The organism is Pseudomonas sp. Pse1 (assembly GCF_024519635.1).
Lineage (GTDB): Bacteria > Pseudomonadota > Gammaproteobacteria > Pseudomonadales > Pseudomonadaceae > Aquipseudomonas.
In genome coordinates this window covers 1-20,367 of record NZ_JALJRO010000018.1, presented here as the reverse complement: position 1 = coordinate 20,367, position 20,367 = coordinate 1, and the positions used below count along the sequence as shown (strand labels likewise).

At 61.6% G+C, this 20,367-nt stretch carries 17 protein-coding genes and 1 pseudogene; 10 read left to right on the top strand and 8 right to left on the bottom strand.

Features of this window, described 5'->3' with window-relative positions; all coding sequences use genetic code 11:
- Nucleotides 1-28 precede the first annotated feature (28 nt).
- Entirely contained in the window at nucleotides 29-1,573 is a 1,545-nt protein-coding gene (locus NR126_RS22180; protein WP_256831483.1) for a lytic transglycosylase F, read from the top strand.
- A gap of 525 nt (nucleotides 1,574-2,098) precedes the next feature.
- On the opposite strand, the gene NR126_RS22175 is transcribed toward NR126_RS22180, so the two are convergent.
- Nucleotides 2,099-3,148, bottom strand: coding sequence for an NAD(P)-dependent alcohol dehydrogenase (locus NR126_RS22175; protein ID WP_256831482.1), 1,050 nt, complete (start codon nucleotides 3,146-3,148; stop codon nucleotides 2,099-2,101).
- Nucleotides 3,149-3,308: 160 nt separating this feature from the next.
- Here NR126_RS22175 and NR126_RS22170 point away from each other — a divergent pair, with 160 nt between their 5' ends.
- The 4 genes from NR126_RS22170 (at nucleotide 3,309) to NR126_RS22155 (ending at nucleotide 8,078) form a co-directional block, all read left to right on the top strand.
- On the top strand, nucleotides 3,309-4,217 hold the full coding sequence (locus NR126_RS22170) for an AraC family transcriptional regulator (RefSeq protein WP_256831481.1): 909 nt from the start codon (nucleotides 3,309-3,311) through the stop codon (nucleotides 4,215-4,217).
- Nucleotides 4,218-4,298: 81 nt separating this feature from the next.
- Nucleotides 4,299-4,754: a (2Fe-2S)-binding protein gene (locus NR126_RS22165; protein WP_027620248.1), complete on the top strand. Its 456-nt coding sequence runs from the start codon at nucleotides 4,299-4,301 to the stop codon at nucleotides 4,752-4,754.
- Nucleotides 4,754-7,003, top strand: a complete 2,250-nt coding sequence (locus NR126_RS22160) for a xanthine dehydrogenase family protein molybdopterin-binding subunit (protein WP_256831479.1) — start codon at nucleotides 4,754-4,756, stop codon at nucleotides 7,001-7,003. The genes NR126_RS22165 and NR126_RS22160 overlap by 1 nt, the downstream gene beginning before the upstream one ends.
- Before the next feature lie 37 nt (nucleotides 7,004-7,040).
- Nucleotides 7,041-8,078: an XdhC family protein gene (locus NR126_RS22155; RefSeq protein ID WP_256831477.1), complete on the top strand. Its 1,038-nt coding sequence runs from the start codon at nucleotides 7,041-7,043 to the stop codon at nucleotides 8,076-8,078.
- Nucleotides 8,079-8,487: 409 nt separating this feature from the next.
- Here NR126_RS22155 and NR126_RS22150 read toward each other — a convergent pair whose 3' ends face one another.
- On the bottom strand, nucleotides 8,488-8,970 hold the full coding sequence (locus NR126_RS22150; RefSeq protein ID WP_027619455.1) for an Lrp/AsnC family transcriptional regulator: 483 nt from the start codon (nucleotides 8,968-8,970) through the stop codon (nucleotides 8,488-8,490).
- A 135-nt stretch (nucleotides 8,971-9,105) separates the two neighbouring features.
- On the opposite strand from NR126_RS22150, the gene NR126_RS22145 reads away from it, so the two are divergent.
- Nucleotides 9,106-9,735, top strand: a complete 630-nt coding sequence (locus NR126_RS22145; RefSeq protein ID WP_027619456.1) for a LysE family translocator — start codon at nucleotides 9,106-9,108, stop codon at nucleotides 9,733-9,735.
- A gap of 249 nt (nucleotides 9,736-9,984) precedes the next feature.
- Here the strand turns inward: NR126_RS22145 and NR126_RS22140 are convergent, their stop codons facing one another.
- The 4 genes from NR126_RS22140 to NR126_RS22125 all read right to left on the bottom strand — a co-directional run bounded on the left by NR126_RS22140 (nucleotide 9,985) and on the right by NR126_RS22125 (nucleotide 13,458).
- Nucleotides 9,985-10,449, bottom strand: coding sequence for a hypothetical protein (locus tag NR126_RS22140; protein WP_256831475.1), 465 nt, complete (start codon nucleotides 10,447-10,449; stop codon nucleotides 9,985-9,987).
- Nucleotides 10,450-10,569: 120 nt separating this feature from the next.
- On the bottom strand, nucleotides 10,570-11,022 hold the full coding sequence (locus NR126_RS22135; protein ID WP_256831474.1) for an anti-virulence regulator CigR family protein: 453 nt from the start codon (nucleotides 11,020-11,022) through the stop codon (nucleotides 10,570-10,572).
- 356 nt (nucleotides 11,023-11,378) lie between these two features.
- Nucleotides 11,379-11,993, bottom strand: a complete 615-nt coding sequence (locus NR126_RS22130) for a LysE family translocator (protein ID WP_256831471.1) — start codon at nucleotides 11,991-11,993, stop codon at nucleotides 11,379-11,381.
- A gap of 151 nt (nucleotides 11,994-12,144) precedes the next feature.
- Nucleotides 12,145-13,458, bottom strand: coding sequence for an FAD-binding oxidoreductase (locus NR126_RS22125; protein ID WP_256831469.1), 1,314 nt, complete (start codon nucleotides 13,456-13,458; stop codon nucleotides 12,145-12,147).
- Between the two features lie 529 nt (nucleotides 13,459-13,987).
- Between NR126_RS22125 and NR126_RS29060 the strand changes: the two are divergent.
- A pseudogene (locus tag NR126_RS29060) lies at nucleotides 13,988-14,110 on the top strand (dihydrofolate reductase); the annotation flags it as partial.
- A gap of 42 nt (nucleotides 14,111-14,152) precedes the next feature.
- Here NR126_RS29060 and NR126_RS22120 read toward each other — a convergent pair.
- Nucleotides 14,153-15,376 (bottom strand): NAD(P)/FAD-dependent oxidoreductase, encoded by a 1,224-nt coding sequence (locus tag NR126_RS22120; RefSeq protein ID WP_256831467.1) that lies wholly within the window; start codon nucleotides 15,374-15,376, stop codon nucleotides 14,153-14,155.
- A gap of 181 nt (nucleotides 15,377-15,557) precedes the next feature.
- Complete coding sequence (locus NR126_RS22115) at nucleotides 15,558-15,980, bottom strand: NUDIX domain-containing protein (protein WP_256831464.1); 423 nt, start codon at nucleotides 15,978-15,980, stop codon at nucleotides 15,558-15,560.
- 132 nt (nucleotides 15,981-16,112) lie between these two features.
- Between NR126_RS22115 and NR126_RS22110 the strand changes: the two genes are divergently transcribed.
- The 3 genes from NR126_RS22110 to NR126_RS22100 all read left to right on the top strand — a co-directional run bounded on the left by NR126_RS22110 (nucleotide 16,113) and on the right by NR126_RS22100 (nucleotide 20,161).
- Nucleotides 16,113-16,634: a sigma-70 family RNA polymerase sigma factor gene (locus tag NR126_RS22110; RefSeq protein ID WP_105755597.1), complete on the top strand. Its 522-nt coding sequence runs from the start codon at nucleotides 16,113-16,115 to the stop codon at nucleotides 16,632-16,634.
- Nucleotides 16,631-17,596, top strand: a complete 966-nt coding sequence (locus NR126_RS22105; protein WP_256831460.1) for a FecR domain-containing protein — start codon at nucleotides 16,631-16,633, stop codon at nucleotides 17,594-17,596. The genes NR126_RS22110 and NR126_RS22105 overlap by 4 nt, the downstream gene beginning before the upstream one ends.
- A gap of 96 nt (nucleotides 17,597-17,692) precedes the next feature.
- Complete coding sequence (locus tag NR126_RS22100; RefSeq protein ID WP_256831457.1) at nucleotides 17,693-20,161, top strand: TonB-dependent receptor; 2,469 nt, start codon at nucleotides 17,693-17,695, stop codon at nucleotides 20,159-20,161.
- Nucleotides 20,162-20,367: the final 206 nt, after the last annotated feature.

Sequence of the window (20,367 nt, the reverse complement as noted above, 5' to 3'; positions counted from 1 at the left end):
GACCAAAACAACCTGTGGAGCACTGACCATGTTGGGCGCGCGCGATCTGCCGGAACACCGTCCGCTGCATTCACCTGCACGCCCTGCATCGATCATCCTCACCCTTGCGGCGCTCGTGCTCAGTCTGTGCGCTGGCTTGACTCATGCCGCAACTGAGGCCGCACCGCGTGAACAACTGAGCGTTCCGATCGACAGTGCGATGATTCCGTGGACCGGCGATCTCGACGCAATGATCGATCGGCAGCTCATTCGAGTGCTGACGGTCTACAGCAAGACTTTTTACTTTGTTGACCGAGGGGTTCAGCGCGGCACGACCTACGATTTTTTTCGTGTGTTCGAGGAGGATCTGAACAAGCAACTGGCCAAGGACAAGAAGCTCAAGCACAAGGCGCTGAAGGTGCGGGTGGTGTTCATTCCCGTCGCCCGCGATGAGCTGCTGCCGGCGCTGGCTGCCGGCAAAGGCGACATTGCAGCGTCCAACCTGACTGTGACGGAGCAACGCCAGCAGTTGGTGGATTTTACCTCACCCCTCTATCGCAACGTCAGTGAAGTGGTGGTCTCCGGGCCCAGCTCGCCGACCGTTTCCAGCGTGGACGACTTGGCGGGGCAGGTGGTGTTCGTTCGAAAATCCTCCAGTTACTACCAGAGCCTGATGACCCTCAACCAGCGTTTCGCCGGCGAGAACAAACCGGCGGTCATTCTCAAGGAGGCACCAGAGACCCTGGAGGACGAGGACCTGATCGAGATGCTCAACGCCGGGATGATTCCTCTGATTGTCGTGGATAAACACAAGGCGGATTTCTGGAAGAAGGTCTTCCCGCAGATCAAGGTGCATGACGACGTCGCCGTGCGCACTGGCGGCGAGATTGCCTGGGCCATTCGCAAGGGCAGTCCGCAGTTGCAGGCCGCTGCCAACGTCTTCATTGCCGGTCACGGCCAAGGGACCACCTTGGGCAACATGATTCTGACGCGTTATTTCAAGAACGAAAAATATGTGAAGGCTTCTGTTTCCGAGGCCGAACGCAAGAAATTCAGCGCACTGGTTCAGTACTTCCAGCAGTACGGCGATAAATATGATGTCGACTGGTTATTGATGGCCGCTCAGGGTTATCAGGAGTCGCAACTGAATCAGGCCGCCAGGAGCAAGGTGGGGGCCATTGGGGTCATGCAGGTGATGCCCGCCACCGGCAGGGAACTCAATGTCGGCAACATCGCGGAAGTTGAGCCGAACATCAATGCCGGGATCAAGTACATGCGCTGGATGATCGACCAGTATTACGGCAATGAACCCATGACCCGCCTGGACAAGGCCTTGTTCGCCTTCGCTTCCTACAACGCGGGGGCAGGCAGAATTTCCAGACTTCGCAAGGAGGCCGCCAGCCGCGGGCTTGATCCGAACGTGTGGTTCCACAACGTGGAATACATTACTGCCGAGAGGATCGGTGCAGAGACCGTTACTTACGTCAGTAATATCTACAAGTACTACATCGCCTACCAATTGATCATGCAAGCCCAGGCAGCGAAGGAAGAGGCCACGCAGACGCTCAAGAACCAGGGCAAAGAGGCACTGTGACCGATCAAGCGCGTTTTGCGCGTTACTGAGCTCTGTTCATCCTTGGCTGGATTTGCACGCGCGGCACCATCCCGGCCCCGGTCCGATTGGGGCCACCGTTGAGCGCTGGATTGTTCGCAGAGTTGTCCTGGTCCTTGGGGTCTTGGCAGGAAGCACCGCCAAGACAGATGGCGACGGCGAGTACAGCGAGCGGACTCAGATACGCTGACTTGAACATGGGAATCTCCCGACCAGGGTGCTGACAATTCTTGGTGAATCGCGATGTTCGCACTGTAAGCCTAGGTGGTTTCGTTGGTTTATCTATCCGCGTCGATGCCCGGTAGTCGGCCCATCCAGCATTGTGCTGACTGAGACACTGCTATCGCCAGCAGGCTGGCTCCTACAGGGGATTGCGTCGGATGCAGACCTTGTGATCGACCACAAAACCTGTGGGAGCTAGCCCGCTAGCGATGGGGCCGACACATTCAACAGGGTTTTGCAGTGGCAGCAGATTCTGTGATCGACCACACCCGTTAATAAAACCCGCTACCCCCCCAACGTCCCGTTATCAATCACAAACCGATACTTCACATCCCCCTTGAGCATCCGCTCATACGCTTCATTGATCTGCTCCGCCCGGATCAGCTCGATGTCCGAAACGATGCCGTGCTCTGCGCAGAAATCGAGCATTTCCTGGGTTTGCGGGATGCCGCCGATCATCGAGCCGGCGAGGGTGCGGCGCTTCATGATCAGGTTGAACACGTTGGGCGCGGCGTGGGGTGTGGCCGGGGCGCCGACCAGGGTCATGGCGCCGTCGCGTTTGAGCAGCACCAGAAAGGCGTCGAGGTCGTGTGGGGCGGCGACGGAGTTGATGATCAGGTCGAAACTCTTCAGGTGCGCGGCCATCTGCTGCGCATCGCTGGACACCACCACCTCATCGGCCCCCAGGCTTTTCGCGGCCTCGCGCTTGGACTCGGAGGTGGTGAACGCCACGACATGGGCGCCCAAGGCGTGGGCGAGCTTGATGCCCATGTGACCCAAACCACCGATACCGACCACGCCGACCTTCTTGCCGGGCCCGGCGTTCCAGTGGCGCAACGGCGACCAGGTGGTGATCCCGGCACACAGCAGCGGAGCCACCGCCGCCAGTTGATCCTCGGCATGGCGGATCCGCAGGACGTAGCGCTGATTGACCACGATCGACTGCGAGTAACCGCCGAGGGTCCAGCCGGGTGCATCCGCCGTCGGAAAGTTGTAGGTGCCGATCATGCCGTCGCAATAGTTCTCCAGACCGGCGTCGCACTCTTCGCAATGCTTGCAACTGTCGACAATGCAGCCGACACCCACCAAGTCACCCGGTGCAAAAGCGCTGACATGGGCGCCGGTGGCGGTCACACGGCCGACGATTTCGTGGCCGGGTACACAGGGAAACTGCGTGCCCTCCCACTCGGCGCGCACCTGGTGCAGGTCGGAGTGACAGATACCGCAGTAAGCGATCTCGATCTGCACATCGTCGACGCCGGGGGCACGGCGGGTGATGCGCAGGGGTTCGAGGGGTTTATCCGCCGCGTGGGCGCCATAAGCGAAGACTTGCATAGGGGCTCTCCTGTAACAGTTCGACACATTCTCGGGGTCAAGTGGCGCCGGTCCTAGTGCAATCCGCTTGAATCCTTGCCTATTCCTATGGACATAAAGGGCAGCGGATAGGAAACGCCGCGACCGCGAGCTAGAGTCCGTTCAACAGGAGCAAGCCGCCATGATCCACAGCCAACGTCGCCAGGAATCGCCCCTGGCACTGAACATCGACCCGCGCGTGAGCGTGCCGGGTGACTTCGCCACGGCGATCCCCGGGCTGTCGCTGTTTCGCCGCGACCAGCCAGCGCCACCCGTGGTGTGCATGATCGAGCCGAGCCTGATACTGGTGGGGCGTGGGGAGAAACGTCTGTGGATCGGCGGCGAAGGCCACAGCTACGATTGTTCGCGGTTTCTGGTGACCTCGCTGGACCTGCCGGCCAACTCCGAAGTGCTGGTCGCCAGCCCCGAGCAGCCCTGTGTCGGCCTGGTGCTGAAGCTGGATGTCAGCATGCTCGCCGAGGTGATTGCCAAGGGCAGGCTGCAGGCCACGCGCGCTCGGCCCACGGGCACCAGTGTCGGCATCGGCCAGTTGGCGCCGTCGCTGGAAGGCGCACTGGATCGTCTGCTGAGCCTGCTCGACGAACCCGAAGCGATCGAGGTTCTCGCACCACTGATCCTGCGGGAAATCCACTACCGGCTGCTCAACAGCAACCAGGGGCCGCGGCTGCGCCAGATCACCGCGGTCGATGGCCAGGGCTATCGCATCGCCAAGGCGATCGACTGGCTCAAGATCAATTACGCCGAGGGCTTGCGTATCGATGAGCTGGCGGCCCGGGTGCAGATGAGTACGCCGACCTTTCACCATCATTTCCGCCAACTGACCGCCATGAGCCCGCTGCAGTATCAGAAATGGTTGCGCCTGAACGAGGCGCGGCGGCTGATGCTGGTGGACCATCTGGACGTTTCGCGGGCGGCGTTTGCCGTTGGCTACGAGAGCCCGTCGCAGTTCAGCCGCGAATACGGTCGCCTGTTCGGCACGGCACCCAGTCGCGACATGGCGCAACTGCGCGGCCAACCGCTCGAGGCCTGAGCGAACCACCTGAATTTCAACCAGTGACTGGCCTCGCTGCCCATCACAATGCCCTTCAACCGATGATCACGCGGGTGAGCCATGGAACTACGAATCAACCAGAAGACCTACCAGGTCGATGCCGACGCCGACACGCCTTTGCTGTGGGTGATCCGCGATGACCTCGGCATGACCGGCACCAAGTACGGCTGCGGTCTGGCGCAATGTGGCGCCTGTTCGGTGCTGGTGGACGGCGCCGTGGTGCGCTCGTGCATGATGCCGGTGGCCGGTGTGGTCGGCCGCGAGGTGACCACCATTGAGGCGATCGAGAGCGATGCCGTGGGCAAGCGAGTGGTCGCCACCTGGGTCGAGCAACAGGTCGCCCAGTGCGGCTACTGCCAGTCCGGGCAAGTCATGGCCGCCACCGCGCTGCTCAAACAGAACCCCACTCCCAGCGATGCGCAGATCGAGGCGGCAATGGTCAACCTGTGCCGCTGCGGCACCTACAACGCGATTCATGCCGCGGTGCATGAGCTGGCCGGCAAGGGGACTGTCTGATGAGCGTGCGAATCGATCCTGCTCTGGCAGACGTTGCGTTGTCGCTGACCGACCCGGTCAATCTGTCCCGTCGGCGTTTCCTCACCGGCACCGCCATCGGCGCCCTGGTGCTCGGCTTCGGCCTGCCGCTGGGCTCGGTCCGCGTGCAGGCTGCAGTGGCGGCCAGCGTTGAACGGGGCACCCGGGTCCCGGCGTTTCTGGAAATTCGCCCGGACAGCAGCGTGCGTCTGCTGTGCCCGTTCATGGAGGGCGGGCAGGGCATCTTCACGGCGATGGCGCAGATTGTCGGCGAAGAACTGGACGTCGACCCGGCGAGCTTCCTGGTCGAAGCCGCACCGCCCGGCGAAGCCTACGTGGTCATGGCCAACGGCATGCGTATCACTGGCGGCAGCATGTCGGTGCGCATGAGCTATCCGGTGATGCGCCGCCTCGGCGCGCTGGCCCGGGCCATGCTGCTGCAGGCCGGCGCGCAACAGCTGCAAGTGCCGCTGAGTGAGCTGACCACCGAGCCCGGTAAGGTGCTGCACGCCGCGTCGGGTCGCTCATTGGCCTACGGCGAACTGGCCGAGCGAGCGATGGACCTGCCGGTACCGGATGTCGACAGCGTGCAACTGCGCGACCCCAGCCAGTTCCGTTGGATCGGCAAGCCGGTCAAGCGCATCGATGCCTACGACAAGTCCACGGGCAAGGCGCTCTACAGTATCGATCAGAAGGTCGACGGTATGCTCCACGCTGCGGTGCAACATGCGCCCCGCCTGGGCATGACCGTGGGTCAACTGCGCAATGAAGAGCAAGTGAAGGCCATGAAAGGCGTGCATTCCGTGCACCGCCTTCCGGGTGCGGTGGCGGTGGTCGCCGAGCGTTGGTGGCACGCGAGGCGCGCGGTGGAGGCGATGCAGGTCGACTGGCAGGAGCCCACCGCCGACAGCAAAGTGCGGCCGATGCCGGCGGATTTTTCCAGTGACGCTTACCTGACGCAATTGGCCGCCGCAAAAGGCTCGGCACGCGATGACGAAAACGAAGGTGACGTGGCTGCCAGCCTGGCCAGCGCCAAGGCCCGGGTCGAAGCCACTTACCACAATCAGTACCTCAACCACGCCCAGTTGGAACCGCCGTCGGCGCTGGCACGCTTCAACCCGGACGGCAGCCTGGAAGTCTGGCTGCCGAACCAGGCGCCCGATATGTTCCGCGCCGATATCGCCAAGCGCACCGGACTTGATCCGGCGCAAATCACCGTGCATTCGCCGCTGTTGGGTGGCTTCTTCGGCCGGCATTTTCTCTACGACAGCGCCAGTCCCTATCCCCAGGCGATCGCCCTGGCGAAGGCAGTGGGGCGTCCGGTCAAGCTGATCTGGAGTCGCGAGGAAGAGTTTTTGCGCGACGTGCTGCGCCCTGTGGCTGCCGTGCATTTTCGCGGCGCGCTGGGCAACGACGGTTGGCCGGTGGCGATCGAAGCCATCAGCACCACTGAAGGGCCGACTGAAGCCATTGCCGGCAAGCAGGGCGAAAAGCTCGATCCTTCGGCCCTTGAAGGTTTGTCGGGCAAGTCATACGCCATTGCCAACAAGCGCATTGCTCAGCTCTACGTCAAAGGCCCGGCGATGCTTGGCTACTGGCGTTCGGTGGGCAACTCCCTCAACGACTTTTTCTACGAGTCGTTCCTCGACGAACTGGCCGACAAGGGCGGCAAGGACCCCTTTGAGCTGCGCCTGCACCTGCTGCGCGATAACCCGCGTCTGACTACCTTGTTGCAGGCGGTGGGGGAGTTGTCGGGTGGCTGGAAGCGCGGTCCGTTCACCGCCGAGGACGGCAGTAAGCGTGCACGTGGCGTGGCCATGGCGTCGCCGTTCGGCTCGCAGGCGGCGGTGATCGCCGAAGTTTCGATCGAGAACGGCCAAGTCAAGGTGCACGACATCTGGCAGGCCATCGACCCGGGCAGCATCGTCAACCCGGCGATTGTCGAGGCGCAGGTCAACGGCGCCGTGGCGCTGGGGTTGTCGCAGACCCTTGTGGAGGAGGCGGTGTGGGTCGATGGCCAACCGCGGGCGCGCAACTTCGACCGCTATCCGATTCTGCCGCCGGCGCGGATGGCACGGGTGCATGTGCGGGTGGTCGAGAGCGGCGAAAAAATGGGTGGCATCGGCGAACCGCCGCTGCCGGCGGTGGCCCCGGCGGTGGCCAATGCGGTGGCGGCACTCACCGGTCAGCGCATCCGCAGCCTGCCCATGAGCCGCCACACCTTCACCTGATCAGCCACGGCGCGCCCTTGCGCCAGAGGAGAGCCTGATGGAAAGCATCGACCTGCTGGTCCTGCGCACTGCGCGGGATTGGCTCGCCGCTGGCGAGCGCGTGCTGCTGGCAACCGTGGCGCGTACCTGGGGCTCATCGCCGCGCCCGGTGGGGTCGATGATGGCCCTGCGTAACGACGGGCGCGTGGTCGGCAGCGTGTCCGGCGGCTGCATCGAAGACGACCTGATCCACCGCTACACCAGCGCCCATGGCGGGCTGGGGATGCAGGGCGGCTTGCCCGAAGTGGTGCGCTACGGCGTCAGCGCTGACGAAGCTCATCGCTTCGGCTTGCCCTGCGGCGGCACCCTGGAACTGGTCCTCGAATTCAACCCGTCCTGGCACTCGCTGGAGCAACTGCTCTACGCCCTCGACGCCGGCCAACTGGTGCAGCGCCGCCTGACATTGACCAACAACCAGGTCACCCTCAATCCCACCACAACCCCCCAAGCCTTCAGCTTCGACGGCCAGCGCATGCTCAACACCCTGGGCCCGGGCTATCGCATGCTGCTGATTGGCGCCGGCGCACTGGCCGAATACCTGGCCACCATGGCCTTGTTCAACGGCTTCAAAGTCTCGATCTGCGACCCGCGCCCCGAGTACATCGAGGCCTGGGCCATCAACGGCGTCGAACCCCTCATCGGCATGCCCGACGACGTCGTCCGCGACTACGCCGTCGACCAGCGCACCTGCATCATCGCCCTGAGCCACGACCCCAAACTCGACGACCTCGCCTTGCTCGAGGCGCTGCATGGGCCGGCGTTCTACATCGGCGCGATTGGCTCGCGGCGCAATAGCCAGCTAAGGCGGGAGCGGTTGATCGAGCATTTTGGCGAGACGCAGGAGTCGTTGCAGCGGCTGCGGGGGCCGATCGGGATTTTTATCGGCAGCAAGACCCCGGCGGAGATTGCGGTGAGTGTGATGGCGCAGGTGCTGGCGGTGAGGAATGGGGTTGGGTTGGGGGGAGAGATGACTGTGGGCGAGGGGAAGGGCGTGGTTGAGGCTTGTGCCCATAGGGGATTGGCGGTGGATGCATAATCTGCGTCCGCCACCAATCCAAACTGTGGGAGCGAGCCTGCTCGCGAATACTGTGTGTCAGGCGATACACATGCCGGATGTACCGGCCTCTTCCCGAGCAGGCTCGGTCCTACAGGGGATTGGCGGTGGATGCATAATCTGCGTCCGCCACCAATCCAAACTGTAGGAGCGAGCCTGCTCGCGAAGACGGCGTGTCAGGCAATGCATATGCCGGATGTACCGGCCCCATCCCGAGCAGGCTCGGTCCTACAGGGGATTGGCGGTGGATGCATAATCTGCGTCCGCCACCAATCCAAACTGTAGGAGCGAGCCTGCTCGCGAAGACGGCGTGTCAGGCAATGCACATGCTGGATATGCCGCCCCCATCCCGAGCAGCGGAGCGCCGCCCGGGCTGCTCCCACGCCGAGACTCAATCCGGCAAATGACCCAGTGGCAACGCGCTTTGCGCCTTGACCGTCTGTATCGCGAAGTTGCTCCGGATATCACTCACCCCAGGCAACTTGAGCAAAGTCCCGGTAAGAAAACGCTCATAGCCTCGCAAATCAGGCACCACCACATGCAGCAGGAAATCCGACTCGCCCGATACCAGAAAGGCCGAGATGACTTCCGGTAGCGCCGACACCGCCTCGCGGAAACGCTCGGCCTCTGTTTCGTGATGACGCTCGACCTTGATGCCGACGAACACCGTCAATCCAAGCCCGACCTCATCAGGATCGAGACTGGCCCGATACCCCTTGATCACCCCCGCCTCTTCCAGTTGACGCACCCGGCGCAGACAGGGTGAAGCGGACAGCCCGATTTCGTCCGCCAACTGCACATTGGTCAAACGACCGTCGCGCTGAAGCGCGGCCAGAATGCGGCGGTCAAAGGCGTCAAGTTTGGTTTTTGGCATGGTCGGGCTGCTCATTGTCAAATATTGGCAGGATATACCAACTACAGGCTTTCCCGGGGTCGAATCCGCAACCACCTGCCCTGGGTATCAGGCTTAGACTTTTGTTCGTCACTCACCCCTATGGAGTACAGAACAATGGAAAACCCAGGCTTGTATTTGCTGGCGCTGGCAATGATCTACTTGCTGCCAGGCCCCGACATGATTCTGCTCCTGCAAACCGGCGCCTCACAGGGGCGGTCGGTGGCATTGGCAACGGCCCTGGGGCTTGCCATCGCTCGTAGCTGTCATGTGGCGCTGGCCGCGATGGGCCTGGCGACCTTGTTCAAAGTGGCGCCGTGGACCTTCGATGTGGTGCGTATTGCGGGGGCGGGCTATTTGCTGTGGATGGGCCTGCATTTATTCAAGAGCAACACGTTCGTCTTGTCAGCGGACGGTGTCCAGACCCAGCACAAAGCGCCCTGGAAATCGGCGATTCAAAGGGGCATGTTGACCAACCTGCTCAACCCCAAGGCGTTGCTGTTCTGCTCGGTGCTTCTGCCGCAGTTCATCACCCCTGGCGCGGCGCCAGTGATGACGCAGTTTGCGCTGCTCGGCGTGATTTTGGTGGCGGTAGGGTTAGTGTTCGACAGCAGCTACGCGCTCGCGGGAACCTGGGTCGGCCGGTGGGTGCGGCGCAATCCTACGGCGCAGCGGGTGCAGCAGTGGTTGTTTGGTGGGTTGCTGATAGGGTTTGCGGTGCGGCTGGCTTTTATGCAGCAGGCGTGAAGGGCGGGGGTGCGGCGTTTTCTGCCTCGCGCGATGGGCAGAAAACGGCCAGAAGCGGTCATTACAGGTAGGCCAGAAATGGCCCTCACAACTCAACCACAAACCCGCGCAGCCCGATGTCGTCGGCGAATGGCCCCACCGCCTTCGTGGATTCGAAGTGCCAAAAGTCCAGTGACCGATCTTAAGACGAAAAAAACCGCATTACTGCGGCTTTTATCAGGGCTCAAGCCTGTCACTTCGGTGATGGGCTCAATGAGATTTGTGCGATCCTACTTTGCTCAGTCCCTTGGTGTTGTGATCGCCTGGCGTGGTATCCGAGATCGCCCGGGCCTTGTCGATTCCGCGGGTGTCTTTGGAGTGAGCTACGCCCGAGGTTGCGACGCCGTGACCGTTGTCATCGTTGCGCTCGCTGCCGAAGTGGTTTCCGCTGGTCCCATGGTTACGGGTCGCCTTGCCGGCATGATCGCTGGCCAGCCCCTTGCCATGGCCGCTGCTGGAGGTATTGCCCGCGTGGTCCGAACCTGCACGACCGCCACCCACACCTGCACCATTGCCCCCACCGTTTCCACCGCCATTACCGCCACCGTGTCCACCACCACCTTCTTTTGCGGCAGCAGAACTGATGAGCGAGAGATCAGCAGGAAGAAGTGGAGCTGCGGCCAGCATCAGGGCGCAGGACATGACAGCGACGAGGCTCTTGTTTTTTAAAAGCATGATTGCTTCCATAAGGGATTGATATCGCAGGCTTTAAGACGCGCCTGCGGCCCGAGAGTTCAGGTCTGGCGACGGGCGGAAGCCATGCTTCCCGTATTTGGAAATCAATTCGTTTTACAGCTAATCAAATGCGCCATTCAGGACTTCATAAATAAGCCCGGTCGCCAGCGCCACTAGAATCAAATCCGTCCCAACTTGCTGCCACTCGTACCCGTCATAGTGCGGCAACCTGCCGACCAAACGACCATCGAGCTTCTTGGCGATACCAGGCGGGAGCGGCTTGCCGCGAGCGAGGTTCTTCTGAATCCCTGGCGGCAACGCAGGCCCCGGACTCCAGTAATTTCGGTAACCATCGACTATCCCCTGGACGCTCGAATGATTGATACTCGGGCCACCGTGCCAATCACCCTCACCTGACTTTTTTCCTTTACCGCCATGATCCTGGTTATGCGACTGGTTCCCTTTGCCATTTCCCTGGCCCTTGCTATTGCCAGGATCAGCCATTGCAGGCAGAGAGCCACAGATCAGGGCGAGGCAGGTAATGCCGGCGGTGATTGAGCGGAAAATGGGCATGGGAGCGTTCCTTCGTGTGGGGGGTACATTATTAAATCTAGACGATCGCTCAATGCCCAGTGCAAATGCAACGACATACACAGCCCTAGACGGTGAACAAGGGAGATTCGACGCTCAACACCGTATTGGGCACTATGCGCGCCTTTGGAATTGTGCTCTGGGCGAATGATAGGACGCTTGCTGTAACAGAAAAACTGTCGCGGCTTATATGGGTAGAATTAGTTGCATTGGGCGGTTGGATTTCAGCTTGACCATCATATTGTTGAACGACTGCTTCTGGCCGATTGCTGCCCTTCGTGAAGGCCAGCTTAGAATCAACAGCGCAATTTCCCCACCTCCCGCAATCGTCTCACCACTCAGCTCAATTGCCGCACTCCCAACCCCAGAATCAACCCACCACACAGGCGATCAATCGCTTTCCGCGCCTTTTGATACGCCGAGGAAATCCTCGGTTGCGACAACGCCAGCGCAACCAGTCCATACCAGGTCAGCGAAACCACCACCACCACCGCCAGCATCGAGACGAAGGTGCTGAGCGAGGGGTGGGTGGGGGCGGCGGCTGAAAAGACGGCGGCGTAGAAGGCCATGGATTTGGGATTGCCAATATTGGTGACGATCCCCTGAAAGAACGATTTCCGGACGCTGCCCGCCGGACCCTCGCAGGGGCGCAAGGCGGGTTGCTTGCCGGCGTTAACGATCAGGCGTAGGCCAAACCACATCAGGTACGCCGCGCCCATGATCTTCACTACCAGTGCCGCCCATGGCAAGGCTGCAAACACCAGGCCCAGGCCCGCGATCGCACAGGCAGACCAGAGCAGATTGACGGTCACGATACCGGCCACCAGGGCCAGTGCCTCGGTGCGTGTCGCGGCGACTGCCTTGTGAACCACGGCGACGAAGTTCGGCCCCGGAATCACTACGCCGGCCAGATAAACCCAGAAAACGGTGAGCATCGCCGCAGTGTCGAGCATGTCGAGCCCTTTTTGGTGCTGATCGGTATAGCGTCCATGCTAGCGAGCGACGGGGCCGACTGGCAGACACAGATCCCACAATAAACTCGGATACAGTGACCTTTTATGCGGAGTAAGTCTTGCCTGGTAATGAGGCGATCAGGGATCGCCATTAGCGAAGCTTCTCCAGCATCTGGTAGTACCACATCCCCACCGCCAGCATCGGATTGCCGAACACATCGCCCAGCGGCACCTTGATGTGCTTGCAGCCGGCAAAGGTGTCGAATTTCGCCAAGGTGCCCGTCAACGCCTCAGCCATGATCTCGCCCATGATATGGCTGGTCGCGACGCCATGCCCCGAATAGCCCTGGCAATACCAGACGTTGTCCGAAACCTTGCCCAACTGTGGAATGCGATTCATCACAATGCCCATCGCGCAACTCCATTGGAACTCGATGTCCACGCCCTTCAGCGCCGGGAAAGTACGTTCGATGCACGGGCGCAGTTCCGCGGCGATGTCTCGTGAGTCGCGTCCGGAATAGTTGGCTCCGCCGCCAAACAGCAAGCGACCATCACCGGTCAGGCGGTAGTAATCGAGGACAAACCGACAATCGTAAACGGCCAGGTCGTGCGGGTTGATCTTGCGGGCCAATTCGCCCAGCGGCGCGGTGGTGACAATTCCGCCCATGGCCGGGAAGATCTTGCCCTTGAGCTGTTTGCGCTCGAGCTTGTGGTAGACGTCGCCGGCCAGCAGAACCTGGCGCGCGTCGATCCGGCCCTGGGCCGTGACAACGGCAGGTCGGTCGCCATGGACGATCTCCAGGACCTCGGAGTTCTCAAAGATCAATGCGCCCAGGCTATGGGCGGCGCGAGCCTCACCCAGGCAGAGATTGAGTGGATGCAGGTGCAGGTTGCGCGTATTTTTCAGGGCGCCTTGATACAGCTCGCTGTCCAGATGCTGGCGCACGCCGGCCTGATCAAGGAGAGTGACCTGATCGCCCATTCCACGTCGTTGTGCTTCATCGTGAAAGGCTCGCAGTTCGTTCATGTGCGAGGGTTTCATCGCGGTATGCAGATGACCGCGCTTGAGGTCGCAGTCAATTGCGTACTTTTTCACCCGTTGCTCGATGATTTCATGGCCGCGCCAGCGCAGGTGCCAGATGAAATCGTCGACCTCATCGCCCAGACGGCTGCGCATCTGTTGGCGCATGGCCTCGTCGCCCGAAAGGCTGCCGGTGACCTGGCCGCCATTGCGTCCGCTGGCACCCCAGCCAATACGGTTGGTTTCGACAATCGCCACCTTGAGCCCGCGTTCGGCCAGCTCTACGGCGCTGGCGACACCGGTGAAGCCGCCACCGATAATCACCACGTCGACGCTGACCTGGCCTTGTAAGGTCGGGTACTGGACGGGGTCATTCAGACTGGCCGTGTAATAGGAGGCGCTGCGTTGGGCAGTGCCGATGGCACTGTGTAGGGCGACAGTCATGTAATCGATTCCTTTTATGAATGCTGATCAGGCGTGGGGCGGCGCACTGCCTGAAGTGGGGTGCAGACAGACCTGCACGGCTGCGCCAGGGATCAGCCGCCTGCCGGCAGCGGCAGACAAGTTGTCAGCGGATTGAAGTCGGCCGTGAGTGGGCCAACGGATTCAGATCGATGCGAGAGCCACATCGGGTGGGCGCGCATGACTGCAATGCCATAGCGCCCAGAAGGCCAGAATGATGGGGAAGAGGGGATTTACGCAGGGACGGGCTCGCACCTTCGGGAAGGAAGGCTGGAGCGGGCGACGGATCAAGCGCTGGTGCGGAATCATGGTTCCGGATACTCCCACCGCTCGAATGTGGGTTAAATCGGCATTTGTGAACCTTGGGTTATTGCTGGACTAAACAATCGTGCCAATGGGGCTGGATCGTGTTCTGGAGTGAAAACCTGGAAGGCGTTCGTCGATACCCAGACCCTTCCTGCGTGGGGGTGTCAGAAATTTTGTGTTCGGGCAAAACATGAGTAAGAGGTGCCTGCTGCTCGGGTCGGGCCGGCCGTTGTTCGGCAGCCTGGCGCAGGATGTTGATTTGCAAATGGTCTCCAGCCGAAGTTTCCCGTCGGGCCTGGTGCAGTCGACTTATCGGATTGCACCCTGAGCCGCAGGAGTACGGGGCAGTGGTGGGACTGCCCCGGCATGCTCAATCCAGCGGATTCAGCACCGCCCGCAACAGCGCCTGCGCCTCTTTGGTCACGCCCTTGCTGATCATCTTCTCCGGCAGGCGGGAGTGATCGAGGAAGAAGTCCCGCAGTCGATTCAAGGGTGCCGGCACGCCGTGATACAGCCGCCCGAGGAAGCGCGCGAAGGCGGTGGTCTGGTTGGTGTAGTCGACCCGTTGCTGGTCGTAGCGCCGCAAGCCGGCTGCCAGTGCCTGGGGATCGCTGAGGTCGCGTCCGCGCAGGTATTTGGCCAGGAAGTAGCCGTCTTCGATGGCCATGCCGGCGCCGTAGGCGGCGTAGGGTGAGGTGGGGTGGGCGGCGTCGCCCATGATGGTGACGCGGCCTTTTGACCATTGCTTGAGCGGGTCGCGGTATTTCACCACCCAGCGGAACAGGTTGTGCGAGGTGTCGGTGGCGTCGAGGATCTGCGGCACCGGGTAGGAGAAGCCCTTGATCCGCTCGCGCACGTAGGCGGCCGGGTCTTTGGGTTCGGGCTGGTTTTCATCGCACTTTTCGACGAACCACCATTCGAAGCAATCCTTGTCCTGATAGCGCAGCGGGGCGTAGCCCATCTGGTAGGAGTGATTGTGCTGGATGACGATTTTCTTGCGCTCGGGCCCGTCCAGTTCGCACCAGCCGAGCCAGACGGCGATGCCCAGGTGCTTGAGTTCCGAGGCGCCCCACAACTGCTCGCGTACGCTCGATTGCACACCGTCAGCGCCGATCAGCAGGTCGGCTTCATAGGCCTGGCCTTCGGCAAAGTGTACGGTCACACCGTCGGCGTGTTCCTGGTAATGACTGAAGCTGTGGTTGGGCGCGACCATATCGGCTGGTGCTGCCGCCAGCAGTCGTTCGTAGAGCTCGCTGCGCATCATGCCGGACTGCCAACCGGTGACGCCGGCCTGTTTCAACAGCTCCATGTCGATGTCAAAGTTGACCCTCACCCGACCATCGTGGCGACGAAACTCCGGCAGGCCGGCGGCAAAAATATCGTCGACCTGCACCCCGAGGCTGCGCAGGATGACGATGCCGGTGGCATTGAGGATGATTGCGCCACCCAGCGGCCGCAGTTGCGGGTGACGCTCGAACACCTTCACCGAAAAACCCGCCTGATGCAGCGCCACACCCGCCGCGATACCGCCAGGGCCGGCACCGATCACCGCCACGCGCTTGCCTTTGACTCCCAAACCTACCGACTCAATCATCTGTGCCTACCTCGTCGTTATTGTTATGAGTGCGCTGCAGGTACGGGCGTCAGCGCAGTGCCAATAACCTTAACGACCCTGGTGGCAGCCGCGCCAATCGCATCCTTCGCTATCAGGCATCGTAAAGCGCGATGCCAGGTATCTGGATTTATCGTGGATGTTGTGAGCACGAAGGGGTGGCTCAGATGTGTCCTCGTGCTTTCAGCTCTTCACGCAAAAACACCAGCGCTCTGCAAAACACCGGGTGGCAATCGTCATCCGGCAAAGGGTCAAGCGGCGCCCAGAAGAACTCGAACCGGTGGCCATGGTCATCGAGGGTCTGATGCGCCCAGTGCTCCGGCAGTGGGGCATCGACCTGACACAGGTGAAACGACCAGACCTGCCCGTGGTGCCCGGATTGCCAACAGCCCAGATTGTCCTTGATGGCGGCGGCGCGCAGGCCGGCCTCTTCCCACAGTTCACGCAGCGCCGCTTGCTGCGCCGTTTCCCCCGCTTCAATGCCGCCTTTCACCAGTTGCACCCCGGCCTGGGGATGGCGGAACAGGAGGATCCGTGGCGGCGATTCGCAGGACAGCACGACGGCGCAGGCCTTGTCGGCAAGCATGGCGATTTCCTTATCGATGATAGAGGCGGGGCATTCTACGCGTTGCTGGGGGGCTGCGATTCGACGCTTGCAAATCGATCCTTATGCGCATGACAATAAGAGTCATTATCAATCACGAATCCTTCCATTCCCATGTCTGCCAACCCTTCAGCGCTGCACAGCGCCGTCAATGATCTGTATTGCGACCATCACGGCTGGCTCAAGGGTTGGCTGCGCAAGCGTCTGGGCAATTCGTGCGATGCGGCGGATCTGGCGCAGGACACTTTCGTGCGGGTGATCAAGGCGCGTAACGCGCTGGAGATCCGCGAGCCGCGGCCGTACCTGTCGAGGGTTGCCAAGGGCTTGTTGGTGGATCTGTTCCGTCGCCGTTCGCTGGAGCAGGCCTGGCTCGAGGCATTGGCCAATGTGCCGCAGATCGAGCAGCCGTCCCTTGAAGAGCAGGCAATTCTGTTGCAGGCGCTGCTGCAGATTGACCGCATGTTGCAAGGCTTGGGGGCGAAGGTCAGACAGACGTTTATCCTGTCGCAGTTCGACGGGTTGACCTACCCGCAGATCGCCGAGCGCCTGAATATCAGCGTGCGCAGCGTCAACAACTACATGGCCAAGGCCATGGAACATTGCTGCCTGATGCAGATCCAGCTGGAACTGGCATGAGCCTGTCGCCGGTCGAACGCACGGCGATCAGTGCAGCAGCCCAGTGGTATGCGCGCCTGCAATCCGGCATCGCCAGCGACGCTGACCGTGCCGGTTGGAATGAGTGGCTGCAGGCGGATCCGGCGCATCGCCAGGCCTGGCAGCGGATGGCGGCGGTGGGTGAGCAAATGGCGAGTGTGCCGGGCAACCTGGCGGCGCCGGCGTTGCGCGGCGTCGAGCGCTCGCGGCGGCAGGTATTGCGCAGTGTGCTGTTGCTGGGGTCGGCCGGTTCGCTGGGCTGGCTGGGGTGGCGCAGCGACGCGTCGCAGCAACTGTTGGCGGATTATCGCACCGGGGTCGGCGAGCGCCGGCAGTTTCGTCTGGCCGATGGCAGCTCGTTGCTGCTCAACACCGATACCTCGGTGAACCTGCGTTTTGATGGCCGGCAACGGCTGCTGCAGCTGCTACACGGCGAGATTCTGGTGAGCACCGCGGGCGATTCGTTGCAGCGGCCGTTCAAGGTCCTGACCCGACACGCCGAAGTGCTGGCGCTGGGCACGCGTTTTATCGTCCGGGCCGGGGAGGCAGGGGGTGAAGTGGCGGTGCTGGAAAAGGCGGTGCAGGTCACCGCTTTTGGTGGGGGCTCATCGGTGCGTCTGGAAGCCGGGCATTCCCTTGGTTTCAGTCAAGGTGCTGTGGGTGCGGTACGCCGCAACGATGCCTCGGTCGGGGCCTGGCAACAGGGCAGCATCATCGCGATCAATCGGCCGCTGGGTGAACTGCTCGCCGAGCTGTCGCGCTATCGTCCGGGTGTTGTGCGCTGTGATCCGGCGATTGCCCAGTTGAAAGTCTCTGGCGCCTTTCCCATCGATGACACCGACCTGGCGCTGTCGGCGCTGGAGAGCGGGTTCTCGCTGCAGGTCAGGCGCTTCAGCCGTTATTGGGTCACTGTCTCGGCGCCGGCCAGCAGCGCTGTGCTCTGATCAAAATTTTCTTTCCGCGTTTTGCACTATTCATGTACGCCGTCCGGCTCATCCCTCAATGAGTTTTTATTCAGCGTTTCTGGGGGGAGGGTAAGCATGTCATCGGTGTTCAAATCGGCGCGTCTGGCATTGGCGGTGAAGGTCGGCGTATTGGCACTAGCGGTCAGTGGTGTTTGCGCAACGGCAGCCGTGGCCGCGCCACAGCAAAGCGCGGTGCAGTCGTTTAATATCGGCGCCGGCAGTCTGACGGAAGTCCTCAGCCGTTTCGCCAGCGCGGCTGGCGCGGCGATTTCCTTCGATGCGCGGCAAACCGACGGCATGAACTCGGCCGGACTCAAAGGCAGCTACGGCGTCAGTGAAGGCTTTGCGCGGATTCTCGCTGGCAGCGGCCTGCAGGCCGAACCCCAGGCCAATGGCACCTATGTACTGCGTGCGGTGCCGACTTTCGGTTCGGCACTGGAACTGGGCGCCACCAACATTAATGGGCAGATGCTCGGGGCGACCACCGAGGACAGCGGTTCCTACACCACAGGCGCGGTGACCATCGGCAAGGGGCAGCACTCGCTCAAGGAGACGCCGCAATCGGTCACGGTGATGACCCGCAAGATGCTCGACGACCAGAACCTCAATACCATCGATCAAGTCATGGAGAAGACCCCGGGCATCACCGTCTACGACTCGACCATGGGCGGCAAATACTTCTATTCCCGTGGCTTCCGCATGTCCGGCCAGTATCAGTACGACGGCGTGCCCCTGGACATGGGCAACCTCTACGTTCAGGCCGACAGCTTCAGTGGCGACATGGCTTATTACGACCGGGTGGAAATCCTCCGCGGCGCCGCCGGCATGATGAAAGGCGCGGGCGGCACGGCCGGTGGCGTCAACTTTGTGCGCAAACGCGGGCAGGCGACGCCGAGTACCGAGATCACTTTGTCCGGTGGCAGTTGGGACAACTACCGTGGCCAGGTCGACACCGGCGGCCCGCTGAATGACGCCGGGACGATTCGCGGCCGGGCGGTGGTTGCCGAACAGAGCCGGCATTACTTTGTCGACGACGCCAGCCGCAAGGACCAGGTGTATTACGGCGCCCTCGACTTCGACCTGAATGCCGACACCACCCTCGGCCTGGGCGTTGCCTATGAAGACGTGGATGCCAATCCGTGCTGGGGCGGCCTGCCGCGCTACAAGGATGGCAGCGACTTGAAACTCGGCCGCTCGACCTGTCTCGATCCGTCCTGGAACACCTGGCGCAGCCAGCGCACCACGGTGTTCAGTGATCTTGCCCATCAGCTCAACGACAACTGGGCGCTGAAAGTCGCCAGCGTTTACACAAAGAACACCCAGGACATCAAATATGCCTTCGCTTCCGGTGCGGTGTCGCCGGGCGTCGGTACCACCGGCATGCTCGGCAGCATGTACGACTACGATCAGGTCGATTACGGTCTCGATGCTTACGTCGATGGCAAGTTCGATGCCTTTGGCCGCCAGCACGAGCTGGTGGTGGGCGCCAACGCCAGTCGCGGCAAGAAAGACGACTTCTACTCGGTGGCCTTCCTGCCGCAGCGGCAGAATGTGTTCAACCCGAACAAACATATTCCTGAGCCGGACGACAGCTACTTCATCGATAACTCGTCGCGCGGTGGACCGGTCAATTCGTTGACCAAACAGAAGGGTGTGTACTCGATCCTGCGCTTGAAGCTGGCGGATCCGCTGACCCTGGTTGGCGGTACTCGCGTGAGCTGGTACAGCTCGGACACCGACTATGACTTCATCAACAGCGGCACCTCGGAACACGCCAGCACCAAAGAGACCGGGCAGGTCACGCCCTTTGCCGGGGTGCTGCTGGACCTGAACGAGAACCTCACGGCCTATGCCAGCTACTCGGACATCTTCACCCCGCAGGGCAATTACCGCTCCGAAGGCGGCTCGGCGCTCAAGCCGCTGGTGGGTCAGAGTTACGAACTGGGGATCAAGGGCGCTTGGTACGAAGGGCGCCTGAATGGCTCGTTCAATCTGTTCCGCACGATTCAGAAGGATCAGGCGCAGACTGACTACAACTCGTCCTGCCCGTCATCCGACGGCTATTGCTACGTCAACGCCGGCAAGGTCCGCGCCCAGGGCTTTGAAGCTGAGGTCAGCGGTGAAGTCATCGAACGCCTGCAACTGCTCGCCGGCTACACCTACACCCAGACCAAGACCCTCGACGACATCGACGACAGCCTCAACGGCGCGGCCTTCAACACCTACGTGCCGCGACACATGCTGCGACTGTGGGGCGATTACCAGTTGGACGGTGCGCTGGAGCGTTTCACCCTGGGGGCCGGGGTCAATGCGCAGAGCGACAACTTCCGGGTCTCGCCATCGAGCGGTGAGAAGATTACCCAGTCGGGTTATGCGGTATGGAATGGTCGCATCGGCTACCGGATCGACGACACCTGGTCGCTGGCCTTGAACGGCAACAACCTGTTCGACAAGCGCTACTACTCGACCATCGGCACCGAGACCTTCGGTAACTACTACGGCGATCCGCGTAACTTCATGGTGTCGGTGAAGGCGAGTTTCTGAGGTTGTTGCGGATGGCCCGCGTGTCATGACCGACCACAAACTCGATAGGCATCACACTCCACTGGCGCGAGCCTGTCGAATCGTCGCGATGCGGCGGCCCGACAAGCCAGCTCCTACCGTTTGTCTTTCAATTCAGGGGGGGCTTTAGGCAGCCCCATCCACAAACTGCTCCGCGTAATGACACGCCACCTGCCGACTGTCCACCA